This window comes from Vibrio sp. L85, assembly GCF_963871815.1.
Taxonomy (GTDB): domain Bacteria; phylum Pseudomonadota; class Gammaproteobacteria; order Enterobacterales; family Vibrionaceae; genus Vibrio; species Vibrio harveyi.
Map to the genome: position 1 here is coordinate 1 of NZ_CAWMYL010000011.1, position 18474 is coordinate 18474.

At 45.9% G+C, this 18474-nt stretch carries 13 protein-coding genes; 5 read left to right on the top strand and 8 right to left on the bottom strand.

Going from position 1 to position 18474, the window contains the following annotated elements:
* The 4 genes from AACR11_RS29820 to AACR11_RS01280 all read right to left on the bottom strand — a co-directional run.
* Positions 1 to 2139 (bottom strand): Calx-beta domain-containing protein (locus AACR11_RS29820; protein ID WP_445286005.1); only part of this gene is annotated, 2139 nt, incomplete at its 3' end.
* A 94-nt stretch (positions 2140 to 2233) separates the two neighbouring features.
* On the bottom strand, positions 2234 to 3538 hold the full coding sequence (locus tag AACR11_RS29825) for a Calx-beta domain-containing protein (protein WP_189338784.1): 1305 nt from the start codon (positions 3536 to 3538) through the stop codon (positions 2234 to 2236).
* Positions 3538 to 4680 (bottom strand): Calx-beta domain-containing protein, encoded by a 1143-nt coding sequence (locus AACR11_RS29830; RefSeq protein WP_445286003.1) that lies wholly within the window; start codon positions 4678 to 4680, stop codon positions 3538 to 3540. The genes AACR11_RS29825 and AACR11_RS29830 overlap by 1 nt, the downstream gene beginning before the upstream one ends.
* The gene (locus AACR11_RS01280; protein WP_445286004.1) at positions 4625 to 7234 is read right to left on the bottom strand and encodes a Calx-beta domain-containing protein; all 2610 of its coding nucleotides are present in this window, start codon (positions 7232 to 7234) and stop codon (positions 4625 to 4627) included. The genes AACR11_RS29830 and AACR11_RS01280 overlap by 56 nt, the downstream gene beginning before the upstream one ends.
* A gap of 403 nt (positions 7235 to 7637) precedes the next feature.
* Here AACR11_RS01280 and AACR11_RS01285 point away from each other — a divergent pair, with 403 nt between their 5' ends.
* Both AACR11_RS01285 and AACR11_RS01290 read left to right on the top strand, forming a co-directional pair.
* The gene (locus AACR11_RS01285) at positions 7638 to 8954 is read left to right on the top strand and encodes a TolC family outer membrane protein (protein WP_079325469.1); all 1317 of its coding nucleotides are present in this window, start codon (positions 7638 to 7640) and stop codon (positions 8952 to 8954) included.
* A 1-nt stretch (position 8955) separates the two neighbouring features.
* Positions 8956 to 9582 (top strand): OmpA family protein, encoded by a 627-nt coding sequence (locus tag AACR11_RS01290; protein ID WP_029788158.1) that lies wholly within the window; start codon positions 8956 to 8958, stop codon positions 9580 to 9582.
* 100 nt (positions 9583 to 9682) lie between these two features.
* Here the strand turns inward: AACR11_RS01290 and AACR11_RS01295 are convergent, their stop codons facing one another.
* Entirely contained in the window at positions 9683 to 11224 is a 1542-nt protein-coding gene (locus AACR11_RS01295; protein ID WP_079325471.1) for a diguanylate cyclase, read from the bottom strand.
* 439 nt (positions 11225 to 11663) lie between these two features.
* Between AACR11_RS01295 and AACR11_RS01300 the strand changes: the two genes are divergently transcribed.
* The 3 genes from AACR11_RS01300 to AACR11_RS01310 are packed head-to-tail and all read left to right on the top strand — an operon-like array spanning position 11664 to position 16421.
* Positions 11664 to 14825 carry a response regulator gene (locus AACR11_RS01300; protein ID WP_029788156.1) on the top strand — a complete coding sequence of 1054 codons (3162 nt, stop codon included), beginning with the start codon at positions 11664 to 11666 and terminating at the stop codon, positions 14823 to 14825.
* 11 nt (positions 14826 to 14836) lie between these two features.
* On the top strand, positions 14837 to 15316 hold the full coding sequence (locus AACR11_RS01305; protein ID WP_005445931.1) for a hypothetical protein: 480 nt from the start codon (positions 14837 to 14839) through the stop codon (positions 15314 to 15316).
* A gap of 1 nt (position 15317) precedes the next feature.
* Positions 15318 to 16421 (top strand): porin, encoded by a 1104-nt coding sequence (locus AACR11_RS01310; RefSeq protein ID WP_029788155.1) that lies wholly within the window; start codon positions 15318 to 15320, stop codon positions 16419 to 16421.
* A 71-nt stretch (positions 16422 to 16492) separates the two neighbouring features.
* On the opposite strand, the gene AACR11_RS01315 is transcribed toward AACR11_RS01310, so the two are convergent.
* The 3 genes from AACR11_RS01315 to AACR11_RS01325 all read right to left on the bottom strand — a co-directional run bounded on the left by AACR11_RS01315 (position 16493) and on the right by AACR11_RS01325 (position 18471).
* Complete coding sequence (locus AACR11_RS01315) at positions 16493 to 17107, bottom strand: sugar O-acetyltransferase (protein ID WP_005445935.1); 615 nt, start codon at positions 17105 to 17107, stop codon at positions 16493 to 16495.
* A 342-nt stretch (positions 17108 to 17449) separates the two neighbouring features.
* The gene (locus AACR11_RS01320; protein WP_005445937.1) at positions 17450 to 17770 is read right to left on the bottom strand and encodes a hypothetical protein; all 321 of its coding nucleotides are present in this window, start codon (positions 17768 to 17770) and stop codon (positions 17450 to 17452) included.
* Between the two features lie 152 nt (positions 17771 to 17922).
* Positions 17923 to 18471: a class IV adenylate cyclase gene (locus tag AACR11_RS01325; RefSeq protein ID WP_017190198.1), complete on the bottom strand. Its 549-nt coding sequence runs from the start codon at positions 18469 to 18471 to the stop codon at positions 17923 to 17925.
* Positions 18472 to 18474: the final 3 nt, after the last annotated feature.

Consider the following 18474-nt stretch of genomic DNA (forward strand, 5'->3'; position numbering starts at 1 on the left):
AATCGTACCAGCATCACTAATAGATACCGTTGGACGGTCATCATCTGGATCGGGATCAGGGCCAGTACCATCATCGACAACGGTTGCGGTACCCGTGTCAGTGCCTTGGACAGGACCGAGACCGGTCACGTCTACCGTGAAGTTCTCTGGTCCTTCATAAACTTCATCATCAATAGAATCGATTCGTACATCGAACTCAGTTAAGCCTGCTGGTACAGTCACTACGCCATCGACAGGAACGGCAACCCAACCTGAGCCAGTGTTGTACTCAAGGGTACCAAGGTCACCTGCTTCGGTATCACCAAGGTTAAGGTCGAGTTGCACTTCAACTGGGGCTTCAGAAGCGTTAGTTAACGAGACAACGAAATTGGCGGTGTCACCTTCGTTAATTGTGCCTGCATCACTAATAGATACCGTTGGACGGTCGTCGTCCGGATCGGGATCAGGGCCAGTACCGTCATCAACGATGGTTGCGGTACCCGTATCAGTGCCTTGAACAGGACCAAGACCTGTTACGTCTACGGTGAAGTTCTCTGGACCTTCGTAGACTTCATCATCAATCGAAGCGATTCGAACATCGAACTGAGTCATACCGGCAGGAACACTCACCACACCATTAACAGGAACGGCTACCCAACCTGAGCCCGTGTTGTACTCAAGAGTACCGAGATCGCCTGCTTCGGTGTCACCGAGATTAAGATCCAGTTGAACTTCCACTGGGGATTCAGATGCATTGGTCAGCGAGACAACAAAGTTAGCGGTGTCACCTTCGTTAATTGTGCCTGCGTCAGTGATAGATACCGTTGGACGATCGTCGTCCGGATCTGGACCAGGTCCCGTACCGTCGTCGACAATGGTTGCGGTACCCGTATCAGTGCCTTGAACAGGACCGAGACCGGTCACATCTACGGTGAAGTTCTCTGGACCTTCGTAAACTTCGTCATCAATCGATGCAATACGCACATCAAACTCAGTTAACCCTGCTGGCACAGTCACTACGCCATCGACAGGAACGGCAACCCAACCTGAACCGGTGTTGTACTCAAGAGTGCCGAGGTCGCCAGCCTCTGTATCACCGAGGTTAAGGTCGAGTTGCACTTCCACTGGGGCTTCAGAAGCGTTAGTTAACGAGACAACGAAATTGGCGGTGTCACCTTCGTTAATTGTGCCTGCGTCAGTGATAGATACCGTTGGACGATCGTCGTCCGGATCTGGACCAGGTCCCGTACCGTCGTCGACAATGGTTGCGGTACCTGTGTCAGTACCTTGGACAGGACCAAGACCTGTTACGTCTACGGTGAAATTCTCTGGGCCTTCGTAGACTTCGTCATCAATCGATGCGATTCGAACATCGAATTGAGTCATACCAGCAGGAACGCTTACTATGCCATCGACAGGCACCGCAACCCATCCTGAGCCAGTGTTGTATTCAAGGCTACCAAGGTCACCTGCTTCGGTATCACCGAGGTTAAGGTCGAGCTGCACTTCCACTGGGGCTTCAGAAGCGTTAGTTAATGAGACAACGAAGTTGGCGGTGTCACCTTCGTTAATTGTGCCGGCGTCACTGATAGATACCGTTGGACGGTCATCATCCGGATCGGGGTCAGGACCCGTACCATCATCGACGATGGTTGCAGTACCTGTGGCTGTGCCTTGGACAGGACCAAGACCAGTTACGTCTACCGTGAAGTTTTCAGAACCTTCATAAACTTCATCATCAATAGAAGCAATACGCACATCGAACTCAGTTAAGCCAGCTGGTACAGTCACTACGCCATCGACAGGGACGGCTACCCAACCTGAGCCAGTGTTGTATTCAAGAGTGCCGAGGTCACCCACTTCGGTGTCACCAAGGTTAAGGTCGAGTTGAACCTCAACCGGGGATTCAGAAGCATTGGTCAGTGATACAACGAAATTGGCGGTATCGCCTTCATTAATCGTGCCAGCATCACTAATAGATACCGTCGGACGGTCATCATCTGGATCTGGCTCTGGCCCCGTACCATCATCGACGATGGTTGCAGTACCCGTATCGGTACCTTGGACAGGCCCGAGACCGGTCACGTCTACCGTAAAGTTCTCTGGACCTTCGTAGACTTCGTCATCAATCGATGCGATTCGTACATCGAACTGAGTCATACCAGCAGGAACGCTTACTATGCCATCGACAGGCACTGCAACCCATCCTGAGCCCGTGTTGTACTCAAGAGTACCGAGGTCGCCCACTTCGGTATCACCAAGGTGTACCCGTATCGGAACCTTGAACAGGGCCAAGACCTGTTACGTCTACCGTGAAGTTTTCAGGACCTTCGTAGACTTCATCGTCAATCGATGCAATACGCACATCAAACTCAGTTAACCCTGCTGGCACAGTCACTACGCCATCGACAGGAACAGCTACCCAACCAGAGCCGATGTTGTACTCAAGAGTACCGAGGTCACCTGCTTCCGTGTCATCGAGGTTAAGGTCGAGCTGCACTTCCACTGGAGCTTCTGATGCATTAGTTAGAGAGACAACGAAATTGGCGGTGTCACCTTCGTTAATTGTGCCAGCGTCACTGATAGATACCGTCGGACGGTCATCATCTGGCTCAGGCTCTGGTCCCGTACCATCATCGACGATAGTGGCTGTGCCCGTATCGGAACCTTGAACAGGACCGAGACCGGTCACATCTACCGTGAAATTCTCTGGGCCTTCATAAACTTCGTCATCAATCGATGCAATACGCACATCAAACTCAGTTAACCCTGCTGGTACAGTCACTACACCATCAATAGGCACTGCAACCCAACCAGAGCCGGTGTTGTATTCGAGAGTGCCGAGGTCGCCTGCTTCGGTATCACCAAGGTTAAGGTCGAGCTGAACCTCCACTGGGGCTTCTGATGCATTAGATAATGAGACAACGAAATTGGCGGTATCGCCCTCGTTAATCGTACCAGCATCACTAATAGATACCGTTGGACGGTCATCATCTGGCTCAGGCTCTGGTCCCGTACCATCATCAACGATAGTGGCTGTGCCCGTATCGGTACCTTGAACAGGACCAAGACCGGTCACATCTACCGTGAAGTTTTCAGGACCTTCGTAGACTTCGTCATCAATCGATGCAATACGCACATCAAACTCAGTTAACCCTGCTGGTACAGTCACTACACCATCGACAGGCACCACAACCCAACCAGAGCCCGTGTTGTATTCAAGGGTACCAAGGTCACCGGCTTCGGTATCGCCAAGGTTGAGACTTAGCTCGACTTGAACATCATCTTCAGAAACATTCGCCAAAGTAACAACAAAATTAGCCGTATCACCCTCATTGATGACACCAGCATCACTAATAGTAACGCCCGGGCGATCGTCGTCCGGATCTGGACCAGGTCCCGTACCGTCATCAACGATGGTTGCGGTACCTGTGTCAGTACCTTGGACAGGACCAAGACCTGTTACGTCTACGGTGAAATTCTCTGGGCCTTCATAAACTTCGTCATCAATCGAAGCGATTCGTACATCGAACTCAGTTAAGCCTGCTGGCACAGTCACTACGCGCCTGAGCCGGTGTTGTATTCAAGGGTACCAAGGTCACCTGCTTCGGTATCACCGAGGTTAAGGTCGAGTTGCACTTCTACTGGGGCTTCAGAAGCATTGGTCAGTGATACAACAAAGTTAGCGGTGTCACCTTCATTAATCGTGCCAGCGTCACTGATAGATACCGTCGGACGGTCATCATCTGGCTCAGGCTCTGGCCCCGTACCATCATCGACGATAGTGGCTGTGCCCGTGTCAGTACCTTGGACAGGACCAAGACCTGTTACGTCTACGGTGAAGTTCTCTGGACCTTCATAGACTTCATCATCAATCGAAGCGATTCGAACATCGAACTCAGTTAAGCCTGCTGGTACAGTCACTACGCCATCGATAGGCACGGCTACCCAACCTGAGCCGGTGTTGTACTCAAGAGTACCGAGGTCGCCCACTTCGGTATCACCAAGGTTAAGGTCGAGCTGAACCTCCACTGGGGCTTCTGATGCATTAGATAATGAGACAACGAAATTGGCGGTATCGCCCTCGTTAATCGTACCAGCATCACTAATAGATACCGTTGGACGGTCATCATCTGGCTCAGGCTCTGGTCCCGTACCATCATCGACGATGGTTGCAGTACCTGTGTCTGTGCCTTGGACAGGACCGAGACCGGTCACATCTACGGTGAAGTTCTCTGGACCTTCGTAAACTTCGTCATCAATCGATGCAATACGCACATCAAACTCAGTTAAGCCTGCTGGCACAGTCACTACGCCATCGACAGGAACGGTCGCCCAACCTGAACCGGTGTTGTACTCAAGGGTACCGAGGTCGCCTGCTTCGGTATCATCGAGGTTAAGATCCAGTTGAACCTCAACTGGGGCTTCAGAAGCGTTAGTTAACGAGACAACAAAGTTAGCGGTGTCGCCTTCGTTGATCGTACCAGCATCACTAATAGATACCGTTGGACGGTCATCATCCGGATCGGGATCAGGCCCTGTACCATCATCGACGATGGTTGCGGTACCCGTATCGGAACCTTGAACAGGACCAAGACCTGTTACGTCTACCGTGAAGTTCTCTGGGCCTTCATAAACTTCGTCATCAATCGATGCAATACGCACATTCAAGGCTACCAAGGTCACCTGCTTCGGTGTCACCGAGGTTAAGGTCGAGTTGCACCTCAACTGGGGCTTCAGAAGCATTGGTCAGTGATACAACGAAATTGGCGGTGTCACCTTCGTTAATTGTGCCAGCGTCGCTAATAGAAACCGTTGGACGGTCGTCGTCCGGATCGGGATCAGGATCCGTACCGTCGTCGACAATGGTTGCGGTACCCGTATCAGTGCCTTGGACAGGACCAAGACCAGTCACGTCTACCGTGAAGTTCTCTGGACCTTCGTAGACTTCGTCATCAATAGAATCGATTCGTACATCGAACTCAGTTAAGCCTGCTGGCACAGTCACTACGCCATCGACAGGAACGGCTACCCAACCAGAGCCCGTGTTGTACTCAAGAGTACCGAGGTCACCTGCTTCGGTATCACCGAGATTAAGGTCGAGTTGAACTTCCACTGGGGATTCAGATGCATTGGTCAGCGAGACAACAAAGTTAGCGGTGTCGCCTTCGTTGATCGTGCCAGCGTCAGTGATAGATACGGTTGGACGGTCGTCATCCGGATCGGGACTAGGACCAGTATTGTCATCGACAATCGTTGCACTACCTGAATCAGAACCTTGAACTGAGTCCAAACCTGTCACACTAACACTGAACTCTTCAGGACCTTCAAACACTTCGTCATCAATAGTAGCAACGCGAACATCAAACTCGCTTAATCCCGCAGGTACCGTAACTACACCATCGTTTGGTACTGCAACCCATCCTGAACCAGTGTTGTATTCTAGGACGCCAAGATCGCCCGTTTCGGTATCACCAAGATCAAGACCTAGTTCTACTTGGACTGGAGAATCAGCTTCATTAGTTAGAGACACAACGAAGTTTGCCGTATCACCTTCATTAACAACTCCCGCATCGCTAATGGATACCGTTGGACGGTCGTCATCAGGGTCAGGTCCCGGGCCAGTACCATCATCAACAATGGTCCCTGTTCCCGTCTGAGGAATCGCTTGATTGCCAGTGTTTCCAGACAAAGTAAATGTTTCTGAGCCTTCAAAGAGGTCGTCATCAATCGTACTAATAGTGACACTGTAGCTTATATTGTTCGCTGGCACGGATACATCAAAGCTACCATCTGGATTGACGTTTACGACTTGAGTGCTGTTGTCTTCGAAAGTAATCGTAACAGACGTATTGGTGTAATCTATTCCACCTTCAGCGCTACCATCAGCCAGATTCATACTGACCACAGTATCGGTCGTACTTAGGTTACTAAGCGTCACATCTAATATGGCTAAATCGCCCTCATTAACCGTAGTATCACTAATAGATGCAACTGTCGGTCTATCGTCATCCGGATTGAGGCCGGGACCAGAACCGTCATCAACGATGGTTCCCGTTCCTGACGTTGTGCCATTTTGATTCTCTGTTGAGCCCGATAACGTAAACGTCTCCGTTCCTTCAAACAAATCATCGTCTATCGTATTTATCGTGACATTGTAACTAACCTCATTCGCAGGGACAGTGACAGCAAAGCTACCGTCTGGGTTTACATTAACAATCTGAGTGCTGTTATCCTCGAACGTAATAGTGACGGAAGTGTTTGTGTAATCTAATCCACCCTCCGCAGTTCCATCAGATAACGTCATGTTCACCGTCGTTTCTAACGCACTCGGGTTGCTAAGCGTTACCTCAAGCACAGCTTCCTCACCCTCGTTTACGGTTGTATCGCTGACAGAAGCAACGGTCGGTCGATCGTCATCAGGCTCTTCACCCGGGCCAGTACCATCATCTGTTATTGTTGCCACACCTGTAACGGGTTCCGGTTGGTTCTCAGTACCACCGCGTAACGTGAAGGTTTCGTTTCCTTCAAATACGTCGTCATCAATCGTATCCACCGTGATTACGAACGACTCATCTCCAATGGGGATTGAAACAGAAAACGTCCCATCTTCTCCGACATTTATTTGATCCGTACTTCCATCTTCGAAAGTAATAGCAATAACCGAGTTGTCATAATCAGCTCCCCCTGTCGCAGAATCATCACTAAGGGATAGAGTCACCTCAGTTTCTTGTTGTGTCGGTTGGTCGAGAGTGACTTCAAAAGACGCCTGGTCGCCTTCGTTTATTGTGGGGCTGGATATGTCTTGAACAATAACTTGAACAGGGGTGAGTATTTGTTGGTTGATAAATTCAAGCAATGAGAGCTCTTGCGTTTCTGATAGGAGTATTGCGGTACCGACCGTTTCGAAGTCCGTACTTGCGAGAGCTTCTGCACCAGTTCGGTCAATTGCGCCTGTTGATTGAGGACTTGAACCGTTGCTTTCACCCGCTGCAGGTTCAAAGTCACCTTCAAGCTGTGCAGGGTCTTCCCCGGCTGCGATTGCCTCAATTAGTGCGGTGATATCGTCCGTTACATTAATTGAGCTGCCATCAGGGGCTATTTGTTCGAAATTCAATTGAGAAGTGTCAGACACTTCAGTGATAACCAATTCCCCAGATGCAGGGACCTGACCTGGTTCTAAGGTCCTAATTTCCCCGTCAATTCCAATAACTACGATATTACTCGCAAGCGAGCTAAAGGTTACTCGATCCATAAATCACCCCACAAGGCTTTCAAGTTGTCAAAAGTTTGTCACCCCAACAAATACGACTATAGTTTAGTCAAAATCATCGTGTTTTCTTTGTATATGGCGACAACGAGATGGGAACGAGTTCCATAGGCGGGGATCGTTTTACTTTTGGCGCGAAACAGGTTGTAGGACGCTATGATATTAAGAATTCAAGCTTTTCTTCTGATAAAGGCTGCCAACCAAATGAGCACTCTGGCTCATATGTGCTAAGGTTTTATTAGGCGGATCACTGGATTTTCTGAATAAAAGCCTAGGGTTAACAGAATGTTGATTAATTCATCGACGATAAGCTGTTATTTGTGATGTTTCGTCTCAATCTTGAGATGAAATAACTAAAAAGCTATACAAATTTTCTAGGAGAACCACTGTGAAATGGAATCGACTAAAAATAGCTTGCTGCTGCAGTTTCATATTGACGTCACCCGTTTTCGGTCAAACTTTAGAGCAAGCCGTAGCGCTAACGCTGAAGAACAACCCAGATATCAAGAGTGCGTTCAATGAATTCAACAGCCGTAAATACATCAATGAAGCATCGTCTGGTGCTTATTTACCATCCATCGATTTAGATGCGGGCATCGGTTATGAAGGGATTGACCCGGCTGAAGAAGTGAGCCGTGGAGACACGGATTTAACACGAAAGGAAGCGTCCATCACTTTAACCCAGCTCATATGGGATGGCAGCGCAACAATGAATGATATGGACCGAACCGCAGCAGATGCTGAATCGGTAAGGTTTCAACTACTCGCTGACGCTTCAGACACCGCGTTAGAAGTAACCAGAGTTTATTTAGACTCAGTGAAAGCGTATGAAATATTAACGCTGTCAGAGAACAACCTTGCAGTGCATAAGAAAATTTACGCAGATATTAAAAAGCGCGTAAATTCTGGGATTGGATCGACTGCCGATTTAACGCAAGTTGAAGCTCGTTTAGCGAAAGCGCACGGTAACTTGGCGGCTGCACAGAACAACCTTTTCGATTCTCATACCATGTTCACTCGTTTAGTGGGTCAAACACCACAAGGTTTGATCTTTCCACGAGCCGATGAAAACTTCCTTCCTTATACCGTGGACGAAGCAATCGGATTAGCATTTGAAGTCCACCCAGTCATCCAAGTCGCGTTGGCTGATGTGGATTCAGCAAAGTTCCAGTACAAACAATCTAAGGGCGTTAACTATCCAACCATCTCTATCGAAGCTTCTCAGACTTGGCGTGATGATGCCGACGGTCTAAAAGGCAGAAGCGACGAAACACTAGCTATGCTCAGATTGCGTTACAACCTCTACAACGGTGGTAGTGACGCAGCGAACTCCGAAAACTTCGCTTACCAACTCAATAAAGCAAAAGAACTTCGTGAAGGTGCATATCAAAATGTTGAAGAAGGTTTAAGGCTGTCTTGGAGCGCATTGGATCTTACGCTGCAACAAAAAGAGTTCCTATCCGATCACGTAGATTCAGCCGCAAAAACAGTCATTGCTTACGAGAAACAATACCGTATTGGTAAGCGTACCCTACTTGATTTGCTCAACACAGAAAATGAGCTGTTTGAGGCACGTAAGGACTACTTGGATGCCAAATATGCTGAGCAATACGCAAAATACCGCGTAATGAACGCTACCGGTCAACTGCTTAACTCTTTGCGTATCGATATACCACGAGAGTGGCTAGAGAAAGTGGAGTATTAATATGAAAGTAATACCTATTTTTTTAATGGTTGGTTTGATTTCCGCTTGTAGTGGCTCTAATTCAAACAGAGTAACTGGTGATGAATACGAATACATGGAAACACCGACAGCTAACCAGATTGCTGACTTAATCGACGATGACAGAGACGGTGTTATTAATGCACGAGACCTGTGTCCTGGAACACCAGAAGGCTCTTTGATCGATAACGACGGCTGTGGGGAATACGCGAAATCATCCCAAGAAATGCAGATTCGAGTTCTATTTGCTAACGACTCTTCTGAAATCAACCCTGTCTTTGCTCAGCAAATTAGCGACCTTTCTGATTTCCTTAAAGAGTACCCAACAACGTCAATTGAACTGCAAGGTTACACCAGTATCACTGGTACGGATGAATACAATCTTGCCCTTTCGAAACGCAGAGCCGAAAGCGTTCGTAAAGAGCTGATAAAAAATGGAATCTCACCAGATCGCCTAAGAATCGTCGGCTTTGGTGAAACCAAGCTTGCCGCTCAAGGGACAGATGAAAGAAGCCATGCACTCAATCGCCGTGTAACCGCAACCGTGGTTGGATACAAAGGTGAAGTCGAGAAAGAATGGACTATCTTCACAACACTACCTAAGAATTAATAGTTAATAATTAATGGTTAAAGCCACTCTGTTAGGTAACCATCTCAAGCAATAACAAAAAAGCCAGCAAAATATCATTGCTGGCTTTTGTTTGGGCTTTCTACACCGAACTGACCAAAGGTACTTCAATCATCGATGAGTGGTAAAACTTGTAGCGCCCCTTCCCTAGTTGCTTTGCGCGGTACACCGCCATGTCTGAGCAATGGAGAAGCGTCTCAATATCTCGCTCTACATCCTCAGTCATCACAACACCAATCGACGCGGTTAGATTAATATCAATACCTAAACGGTCTGCGGTTGCTTGGAGTTGCTGAAGAAACTGATCCAACTTTAATTCTAGCTCTCGCTTACTTTTAAACTCTTGCGTCAGAACAACAAACTCATCCCCACCAAAACGACCGATGAGGTCTCGTTTGTGAGCAAAGTGTTCTCGCAAGACTGCCACAAACAACGCAATCACTTTATCCCCAGCCATATGCCCATAGGTGTCGTTGATAAACTTCAAGTTGTCCATATCAAAGAAGATACATGCTTTAGGACTGTTACTGAGCGACAGTGACTTTTCAGCGCCACGCAAGAAGTATTCACGAGTCAGCAAGCCACTTCGTGAGCAAAAAACACCATTCCGACTTGCTTGAAGAACTTGTTCAAAATGTTCCTTTAGCTCCATGGACGTGTCGTTGAACACAACTTGGCTTTCTTCTAAAAATCGATCGAGTGGCTGTGTTAAACCTACGACTTGTTTCCCCATCATACGAGCAATCACAACGTAAATAGCAATGATCATGAGAACATTCACACCAAACATCATGGTGCCTTCACCCAACAAACTGCTGAACTTAGCTTTGGATAACAGAATCCAAGGTGTCCCATCTACTTTAGTGAATTCAACGTAAGATAGATCAAATGGCGAACTGTAAGTAAAGAATCCCCCATTATTTGCCCCGGTAAGTGCTTTCAGATTCCCTTTGCGATCAAACAGCTTCTCATAACCGTAGTTGAATAAGTTTACCCCTACATAGAACTCATCTTTAGAGTGGCTAATGATATTCAGATCTTCGTCCAGCAAAACGCTGTAGATATCATTTTCGCTATCGCTTTGGAGCGCGGTTTGAATTTCGCCAAAATGAATAGAAGCTGAGATGGTACCCATTAGGTCTCCCAATTCATCGAACATAGGGCGACATAACACGTATACGATATTGCCGTTTGAGATATCAGTGAGAACGTCGGTCATCACTGCTTTTTTACTGCGAATCACTTGATGAAAGTAATCTCGATGAGCGATGGAGTGCACCTTATTGTTGTGCGTGCTTACCATGTTCCCGACTCCATCACTAAAGCCAATACCCGCAAGCTCAAAGGCTTGCTTGTAAGGGACAGCACGATTTGCCCGTTCTTGCAACGTAATATCGGGTTCGATGAAGTGTTCGTCTTTGCTCATTGCTCGTAGTAAATCGCGGTATCCATCGACGATGGTTCCTAGGTTGATCTCCGCCGATTTTACATGGTATCGAGCTAGGTTTTTCGCCTCATCAACTTGTTGATACGCCCAATAAGTAAAGTTAGTAAAGAGTGCTATCAACACTATTGGGACAGTGTAACGCAGGGTGACTGACTGAAGACTTCGAGATACGTTCATGATTTAGTTATTGTTATTTGCCATCGATTAGCGGTTTATTTAAGCCTTTTTCCAGCTCATGGGCCTTGAATGTTGGCGTACAGATTTTAAAAAATACAAGTACGTTTACACTACGGTCTCACCAGCAAGAAAATCCGCCAATTATACTCACCCCTGTATATCGAAACAGACATTTTAGTAGTCTTGACGACAAAACATTTTAATCATTCAACAAATGAAATTTGTTTATAAATATTAGTAAATTGAATAATTCTCACTGAATGAGAAACGCAATTTTTATTGATAGATTTAAAGTTTTATATCCTTAACAAATCGAACTTTTGTCGCAGGTGTCACAGTTTTCATATGGCAAAAGTACGAATTTTTGTGCTGAATTTCTAACAATTGAGATAGTTAGCCTACACTTTTCATATCAACTTATTGGATATGGACGTGCACAGTGGTCGGATCGTTTTCATGGAATAACCTATCGGTAAAACACAAGCTATTTAGCTTGGTTTTCTTACCCATCATTTTGCTTCTCTTTCTAGCCGGACAGCAAGTTCATCGACTATCTAGCCAAGCGCAAGATCTTGAGAAAGCGCAACTGTTCTCTGACTATATGGACAAAGTCTCTTATCTCTATAATTTGCCGAATAACACTGAAGTTACCGATGTTGAAGCAGAAATAAAATCGGTAACTCAATCACTCAGCAATGGTGCCAATGGCATTTTCTTGGATAAAGGCGCTGAGATGAAAGACCTTCTTTCTAGCCTCGAAGAAGCGAACCTCTCTCTGTCGGCAGCCACCGACATGGACGAGCGTCTCGATATCGCAGAGTGGCGTGCAGATACCTACAAACAGATTTTATTGGCATTAGAAAAGGTGCCATTCAATGATGCAACTTTTGAAATTCAAGCCCACCTTTCAGCATTGATGCAAATTGAGTGGTTAATGTTCTGGTCTCAAGAAGAGAACCAGCTGAGCCAATACCTGATTTACTCCGTTGAACAAAATCAACAATATGACAACGAGCTCAGTGGTGAAATTGAGTCGTTGGTTAAAAACCAACAGCTATTCTTAGAGCGTTTCGTTACGCTCAACGCTAACCAACAACAAGTCGAATTGCTCATTGAAACCTTCACCAATGATGTTTTCGTGCTTAGCCAGGAATTTAGAAGCTTTCTACTTAGAGAAGCAGCTCTAAACACCCTGCCTCCGGAGGAAGTCGCAGCTGGTTTAACAGCTCTAAACGGTCGACTCGCTCTGCTTAAGGCGGTCGACAACAAAATGACGGAGCAATTGCAAGCAGACGTAGAACATGCCATTTCCGCGGCAAACCAACAACGACTGATGTTCATTAGCGTCATGTCAGTCATGACAATTCTCGTCGTGAGCTTAGCCGTGCGTTTGGTTCGAAAAGTAACCAGTAATCTTCAACTGGTTCTTGAGTTCTTACGTCGTGACAGTTATAGCGAAGAATCCCCCCTTGTCGAATTAGTCAAAGGTAAAGACGAGCTGAGTAAGTTTGCCCAAGAAGTCGAGAGGCTCAGTTATGAACGAGAACAAGCCAAGGTTAAATTAACTCAAGCGAAAGAAGACGCAGAGCGCGCAAAAGACGATGCAATTAAAGCAAGCAAAGCGAAAAGCAGCTTCTTAGCCAACATGTCCCATGAAATCCGCACCCCTCTTAATGGCGTTATTGGTATTTCTGAAGTGCTATCTGATACATCATTAACCGCAACACAGCGCGACTATGTTGATACGATTGAAACGTCCTCCCAACTGTTACTTAGCTTGATAAACGACATACTCGATTTCTCTAAGATTGAATCCGGTATGTTATTGATCAGTCCGCACTCGACCTGTGTGCGTGAATCCATTTACGATATTGCTTCTATCGTTTCACCAAAAGCAAAAGAGAAAGGCATCGACCTTAAAGTAAACATCAGCCGCAACACGCCTTTCCGCTTAATGATCGACGATCACCGTTTACGCCAAGTCGTAATGAACTTTATGTCTAACGCCGTTAAATTTACTGATAAAGGAACGGTGCTCCTCTCTGTTACAACTCATGTTGTTTCTGGTTCAAATGCCGTAATGGAGTTTTCTGTTCAAGATTCCGGTATTGGTATTGATGAGCAACAACAGAAAAAGATCTTCGAACCATTTGCGCAAGAAGATGACTCCACTACTCGTCAGTTTGGTGGTACTGGACTTGGTTTGGCAATTAGCACCCAGTTGGTTGAACTCATGGGCGGTAAAATTCAACTCGAATCAGAAAAGGGGCAAGGCAGCCGCTTCTTCTTTCAGTTAAATCCCTCTATCGTACAGCTGGACTTTGATACTAAGCGCGCAGTAAGCAACAACCAAATCTGGTTGGTTTGCGACGATACCAATATGGAGAATACCTTGCTCGATGAACTAAGCTTTTATCGAACCTCTGTTCACCAGCGTGTAAGAAATTTGGATAACCTACCAACGTGGATTAACGATAAAAAACACATCATCGTTATCTACGCCGAAACACAACCTAACGCAGCAATAAAAAATGAAGGCAGTTTCCATAAACTTGAAGCTCAAAATGTGCACGTATGTTTAGTGAAACATCTACATAGCGACCAGTTTGATTTTGGGGAAAGTGTGAGCGCTATTATTACTCAGCCACTTCTCGGTCAACGTTTAGTAAAAGCACTTGAAACTTGTGAGGCTAAATTCAACCAAACATCTCAACACGCTTCTTTAGGAACAACGACCAATACGCAAAACAAAATCCTCATCGTTGACGATAACACGGTAAACCAAAAAATTGCTGGTTTGCATGTTACCAAAGCAGGCTTCTCTTTCGACCTTGCCGCAAACGGCTTGGAAGCAGTAGAAATGTTCAAAAGAAATCAGTATTCCCTCATTCTTATGGATTGCATGATGCCAGTTATGGATGGGTTTGAAGCGACTCAGAAAATCCGTCTATTTGAGCAAGAGCAGAACGGTAGCGATAGGATTCCAATCATTGCTTTAACAGCAAGCGTGGTCGATGATGATATCCAGAAGTGTTTTGATGTTGGCATGGATGATTACGTACCGAAGCCATTCAAAGCAAGCGTATTGAAAGAGAAGTTAGCGAAAGCAACAGATACGCCAATCGTTGAAAGCTCAGAATTACAGCCCCCTTCTAGTCATCATGACAACGCTCAAGCGAAACCTCAGATGAAGCCTGAACCTGCAACGATCAATACGCTCCCTAGCCGCACAGAGCGAATTTTACTTGTTGAAGATAATACGGTGAACCAGAAAGTTGCCTCGTTATTGCTGAGTAAAGCTGGGTATCAGTTTGAGATTGCCGAAAATGGTCAGATCGCCGTTGATATGTTTCAACAAGATAACGGTTTCGACATCATTTTGATGGATTGCATGATGCCTGTAATGGACGGCTTCGAAGCGACGAAAGAAATCCGTGCTTACGAAAAAAATTCGGGATTACCCAAAACGCCGATTATTGCACTGACAGCAAGTGTTGTGGACGATGATATCCAGCGTTGCTACGACTCTGGCATGGATGCATACGTACCGAAGCCTGTCAGAAAAGAAAAACTTCTGCACCAGATTGAAAGCGTCATTTAAGGGGTAATAGTATGGATACCCACTTCTCTATAGCTAAAAATAACGTTCTCAAATCGCTCTCTACAGCTTTGATGGCTTTTGCTTTGCTGATGTCGTTCGATAGTGAAGCTCTCGCAGCCGATAGCTATGCGATTTTTTCCCTCGACTCTAATTTTGATGAGCTCAACATAACCAAAGCGAGAAAACTGTATCGTGGTAAAACCAAGCGTTTACAAGGTAAGCGAATCGAGCTGTCTGATTGGCCGGATGCATCATCTGAACGTTCAGAGTTCTACCGTTATTTACTCAATAAAAACGCGGCGCAAATGAATGCGCACTGGGCGAGCTTGTCGTTTTCAGGAAAAGCTCGCCCACCGAAAGTCATTGATAATTCCAGTATGGAAGCCCTTTTAGAATGGATGAAAGAAAAGCCTAACCGCATTGGGTATGCACCAGTGAGTAGCCTTCCTTCAAATGCTCAAATCCTCTACGTTGTAAGTTCGGAGAAATAATATGAAGAAAACACTCATCGCATCCATCACGGCAACAACACTAAGTAGCGTCGCTTTCCCGAGCTTGGCAGCAATCGAACTCACCGATAACTTATCGTTAAGTGGCTTTGGCTCAACCTCGTGGGCGACAACAGACAACAAAACGCCAGTATTAGTGAATCGTTTTATCGATGACGAAAACTGTTATGACTGTGACACAACATTAGGTGTTCAACTGGATTTTTACTACGACGCGTTTAAAGCATCCGCGCAGGTGGTGAAAAGACCGCAAGACCATTGGAGTGACCCGCAACTAGAGTGGGCTTACCTCGCCTATACCTATGGCAATATTGAGTTTCGTGGCGGTCGCCTGAGAATGCCCGTGTTCTTAGCCTCTGAATACTACTATGTCGGACACGCATTTACCCCTGCTCGCCCACCTAATGAAGTTTATGACAGTATCTTAGGCATCACCGCGTTTAACGGCATTTCATTCTTGTGGAACTATGACATCAATGACAGCATGACACTGACGACTACGCCATTTGTCGGTTTCCACGATGAAAGCACGATCGACTTCAATGACAGGACTGAGCTAACATTTACGACCAATGAAATGTACGGTATTAACTTCATTTTAAGTGGCGATTATTATCGATGGAACTTCACGTACATGGATTCAAGTTATGACCAAGAGACGAAGTTAAGTAACTTCCCGGTACAGTTGCCAGATGGCTCAGTGATGGTTCTACCTTCCTTTACTGATAAACTGAAAGATCAAAGCATAGAGCTGTACTCATTAGGTGCAGAATATGAGTTTGATGCCTTCACGTTAACCGTCGAAGGTCAAACCAATGATATCGCTTCCTCCTGGTACGCTCAGGGCGCGTATAACCTGAACAAATTTACCCCTTACGTGACTTATGGTCAGCAGTTTGATGACCACGAGCACAAGGTTGGGGACAGCTACCTACTTGGTGTGAGATACGATCTTCACTACAACGTGTCACTCAATGCAGAATGGCAACACTTCAAAGCTTATCGCAATGCATCTGGCGCATTCGTCGATACACCAGAGGATGATAATGCAAACATGTACACCATCATGGTGAACTTTGTCTTTTAGCGCCATGGCGGGTCGAGTAATACCGACCTGCCCGCTTTTCCGAAATGCTCAAACGATGTTCATGTAACGGGCTAACCATTAAACATGTTTTGCTCAATCTTACGATCTCTAAAGTAAAACTCTTTATCGTGCTCGCCGATTTCTCGTAATACTCGACAAGGATTGCCAACCGCAACAACATTAGCTGGGATATCCTTTGTCACGACACTACCCGCGCCAATTACGGAGTTTTCGCCGATTGTCACGCCCGGTAATACCACCGAGTTCGCCCCTATCCAAACGTTATTACCAATATGAACTGGGATATTAAACTGAGCGATGTCGCGCCTTAGTTCCGGATCAATTGGGTGCCCAGCAGTCGCGATGGTGACATTCGGTCCAATCATGACATGATCGCCGATATAAATATGAGTGTCGTCAACTAAAGTCAGATTAAAGTTAGCGTAAACATTGTCACCTAGGTGAGTATGGCAGCCCCAGTTAGCTCTCAATGGCGGTTCGATGTAGCAATTCTTTCCAACCGATGCGAGCAAGTGATTCAATATGTTAGAGCGCTTCTCTCCCTCCGAAGGACGTGTTTGATTGTAGTCGTATAAGGTCTCTAGACATTCAGTTTGCATTGCTGCCAACGCTTCATCATTGCAGAAGTACACCTGTTGGCTGTGTAGCATGATTTTCTTATCCATTGCCGTTCCTGTTTAGGATGTTCTTTGCAAAAACTTAGCAAAGAGACGCTCAAAGAATCTTGGCAAAAATCATGAAAGTAGCACCGCATCGCAATCAGAAATAAATAATGCTATCAAGCGCACAATTTCACGCGATACGAGCAACAGACAAAAATGGGAGATGGTTAAACACTAACTGAATGGAGATGAGACAAGACGAAAGAATGAAACGTTGAAATGAAAGTTGCCATCAAAAATGCCGCGAAAATTGAATCTTACGGTTTACGTCCAAGTGACTTTGATATGCGGAGTTTAGAGTGTTGTCATTGATTCGAGGTTACTTGGGTATGTTATCAAACGGTCTTATTTCTTCTTTTTGCGGTTTTCTAATCGAGCTTTAAACTTCTTGTTTCGACGCTTTAGAGCACGGAAAAATTTAGACTCTTCGTGATACCAACCTATCACGCTAATCGGAAAGCCCACCAGCATCACGATAAATAAATCCGCAGGAAACTGCTCCGTGATGTCTTTAAAGGTTTGCAGCTCACCGAATATAAACAAGCCAATGACTTTGCCAAGCAGCAACGCACAGCAGATCATCAAGAAAGACTTAATAATATAGTGCCACTTGCCTTTCTTGCGCTCTTCTCGCCAATACACGTATTTGTGCTCGCGGTTGTACATTGCCCCTCCAAGTTCGTGACATTGTCACGGACACTATCGCGAATGGTTACCTATTTTGTTAATGGGCGTAGGCGCATTGCTTACGCACTACTTCTAATCATAGTGCTGTTGGAGGGAGTTGCTTGTCAGACCAATAAGAAATGACGTGAATTTTACCTAGACTGCCACATCTGCTTGTATGAACGGAGCTCCTTGTTCGACTCATCCAAACCAAAAAGTGCCGCAAGCGCTTCTAACTCTTGCTTATAACGAGCAAGTGAACTTTCGTCATCGGTCATAATGGCGAATTCCGCAAAGTGCCCAATGCCTTCTAGATGGTCGAGAGTAATATGGAACGAGCCGATAAAGTAAATGCTGCGTACTTTTTTGGTTTGAAGAATCACTTCGTAGCCCATGTTTCCTAGCATACTTTTGGCAGCATGTGACTTAGTAATATCGGTGGCTTCACAGCGATCCTCTTCCGGTCCTTTGACAATCCAAAGTTTGATACCAGACGGCTCGATTTCTCGGATTACCAGACTTTTTCCTTCATGACTGAGTTTGCGTTCTGGCGTGTCGTAGAACCAATCAGACTCTTGATTGTCTTCAAACATGACTTCATGTTCTAAACCACTCAACACCGCTAAAAAAGCTTGTTTATCTTGTACACGGTATTTCAATTCGACTTCAAACTGACCTTGAAAATGCTGATCTGCACTCATGTG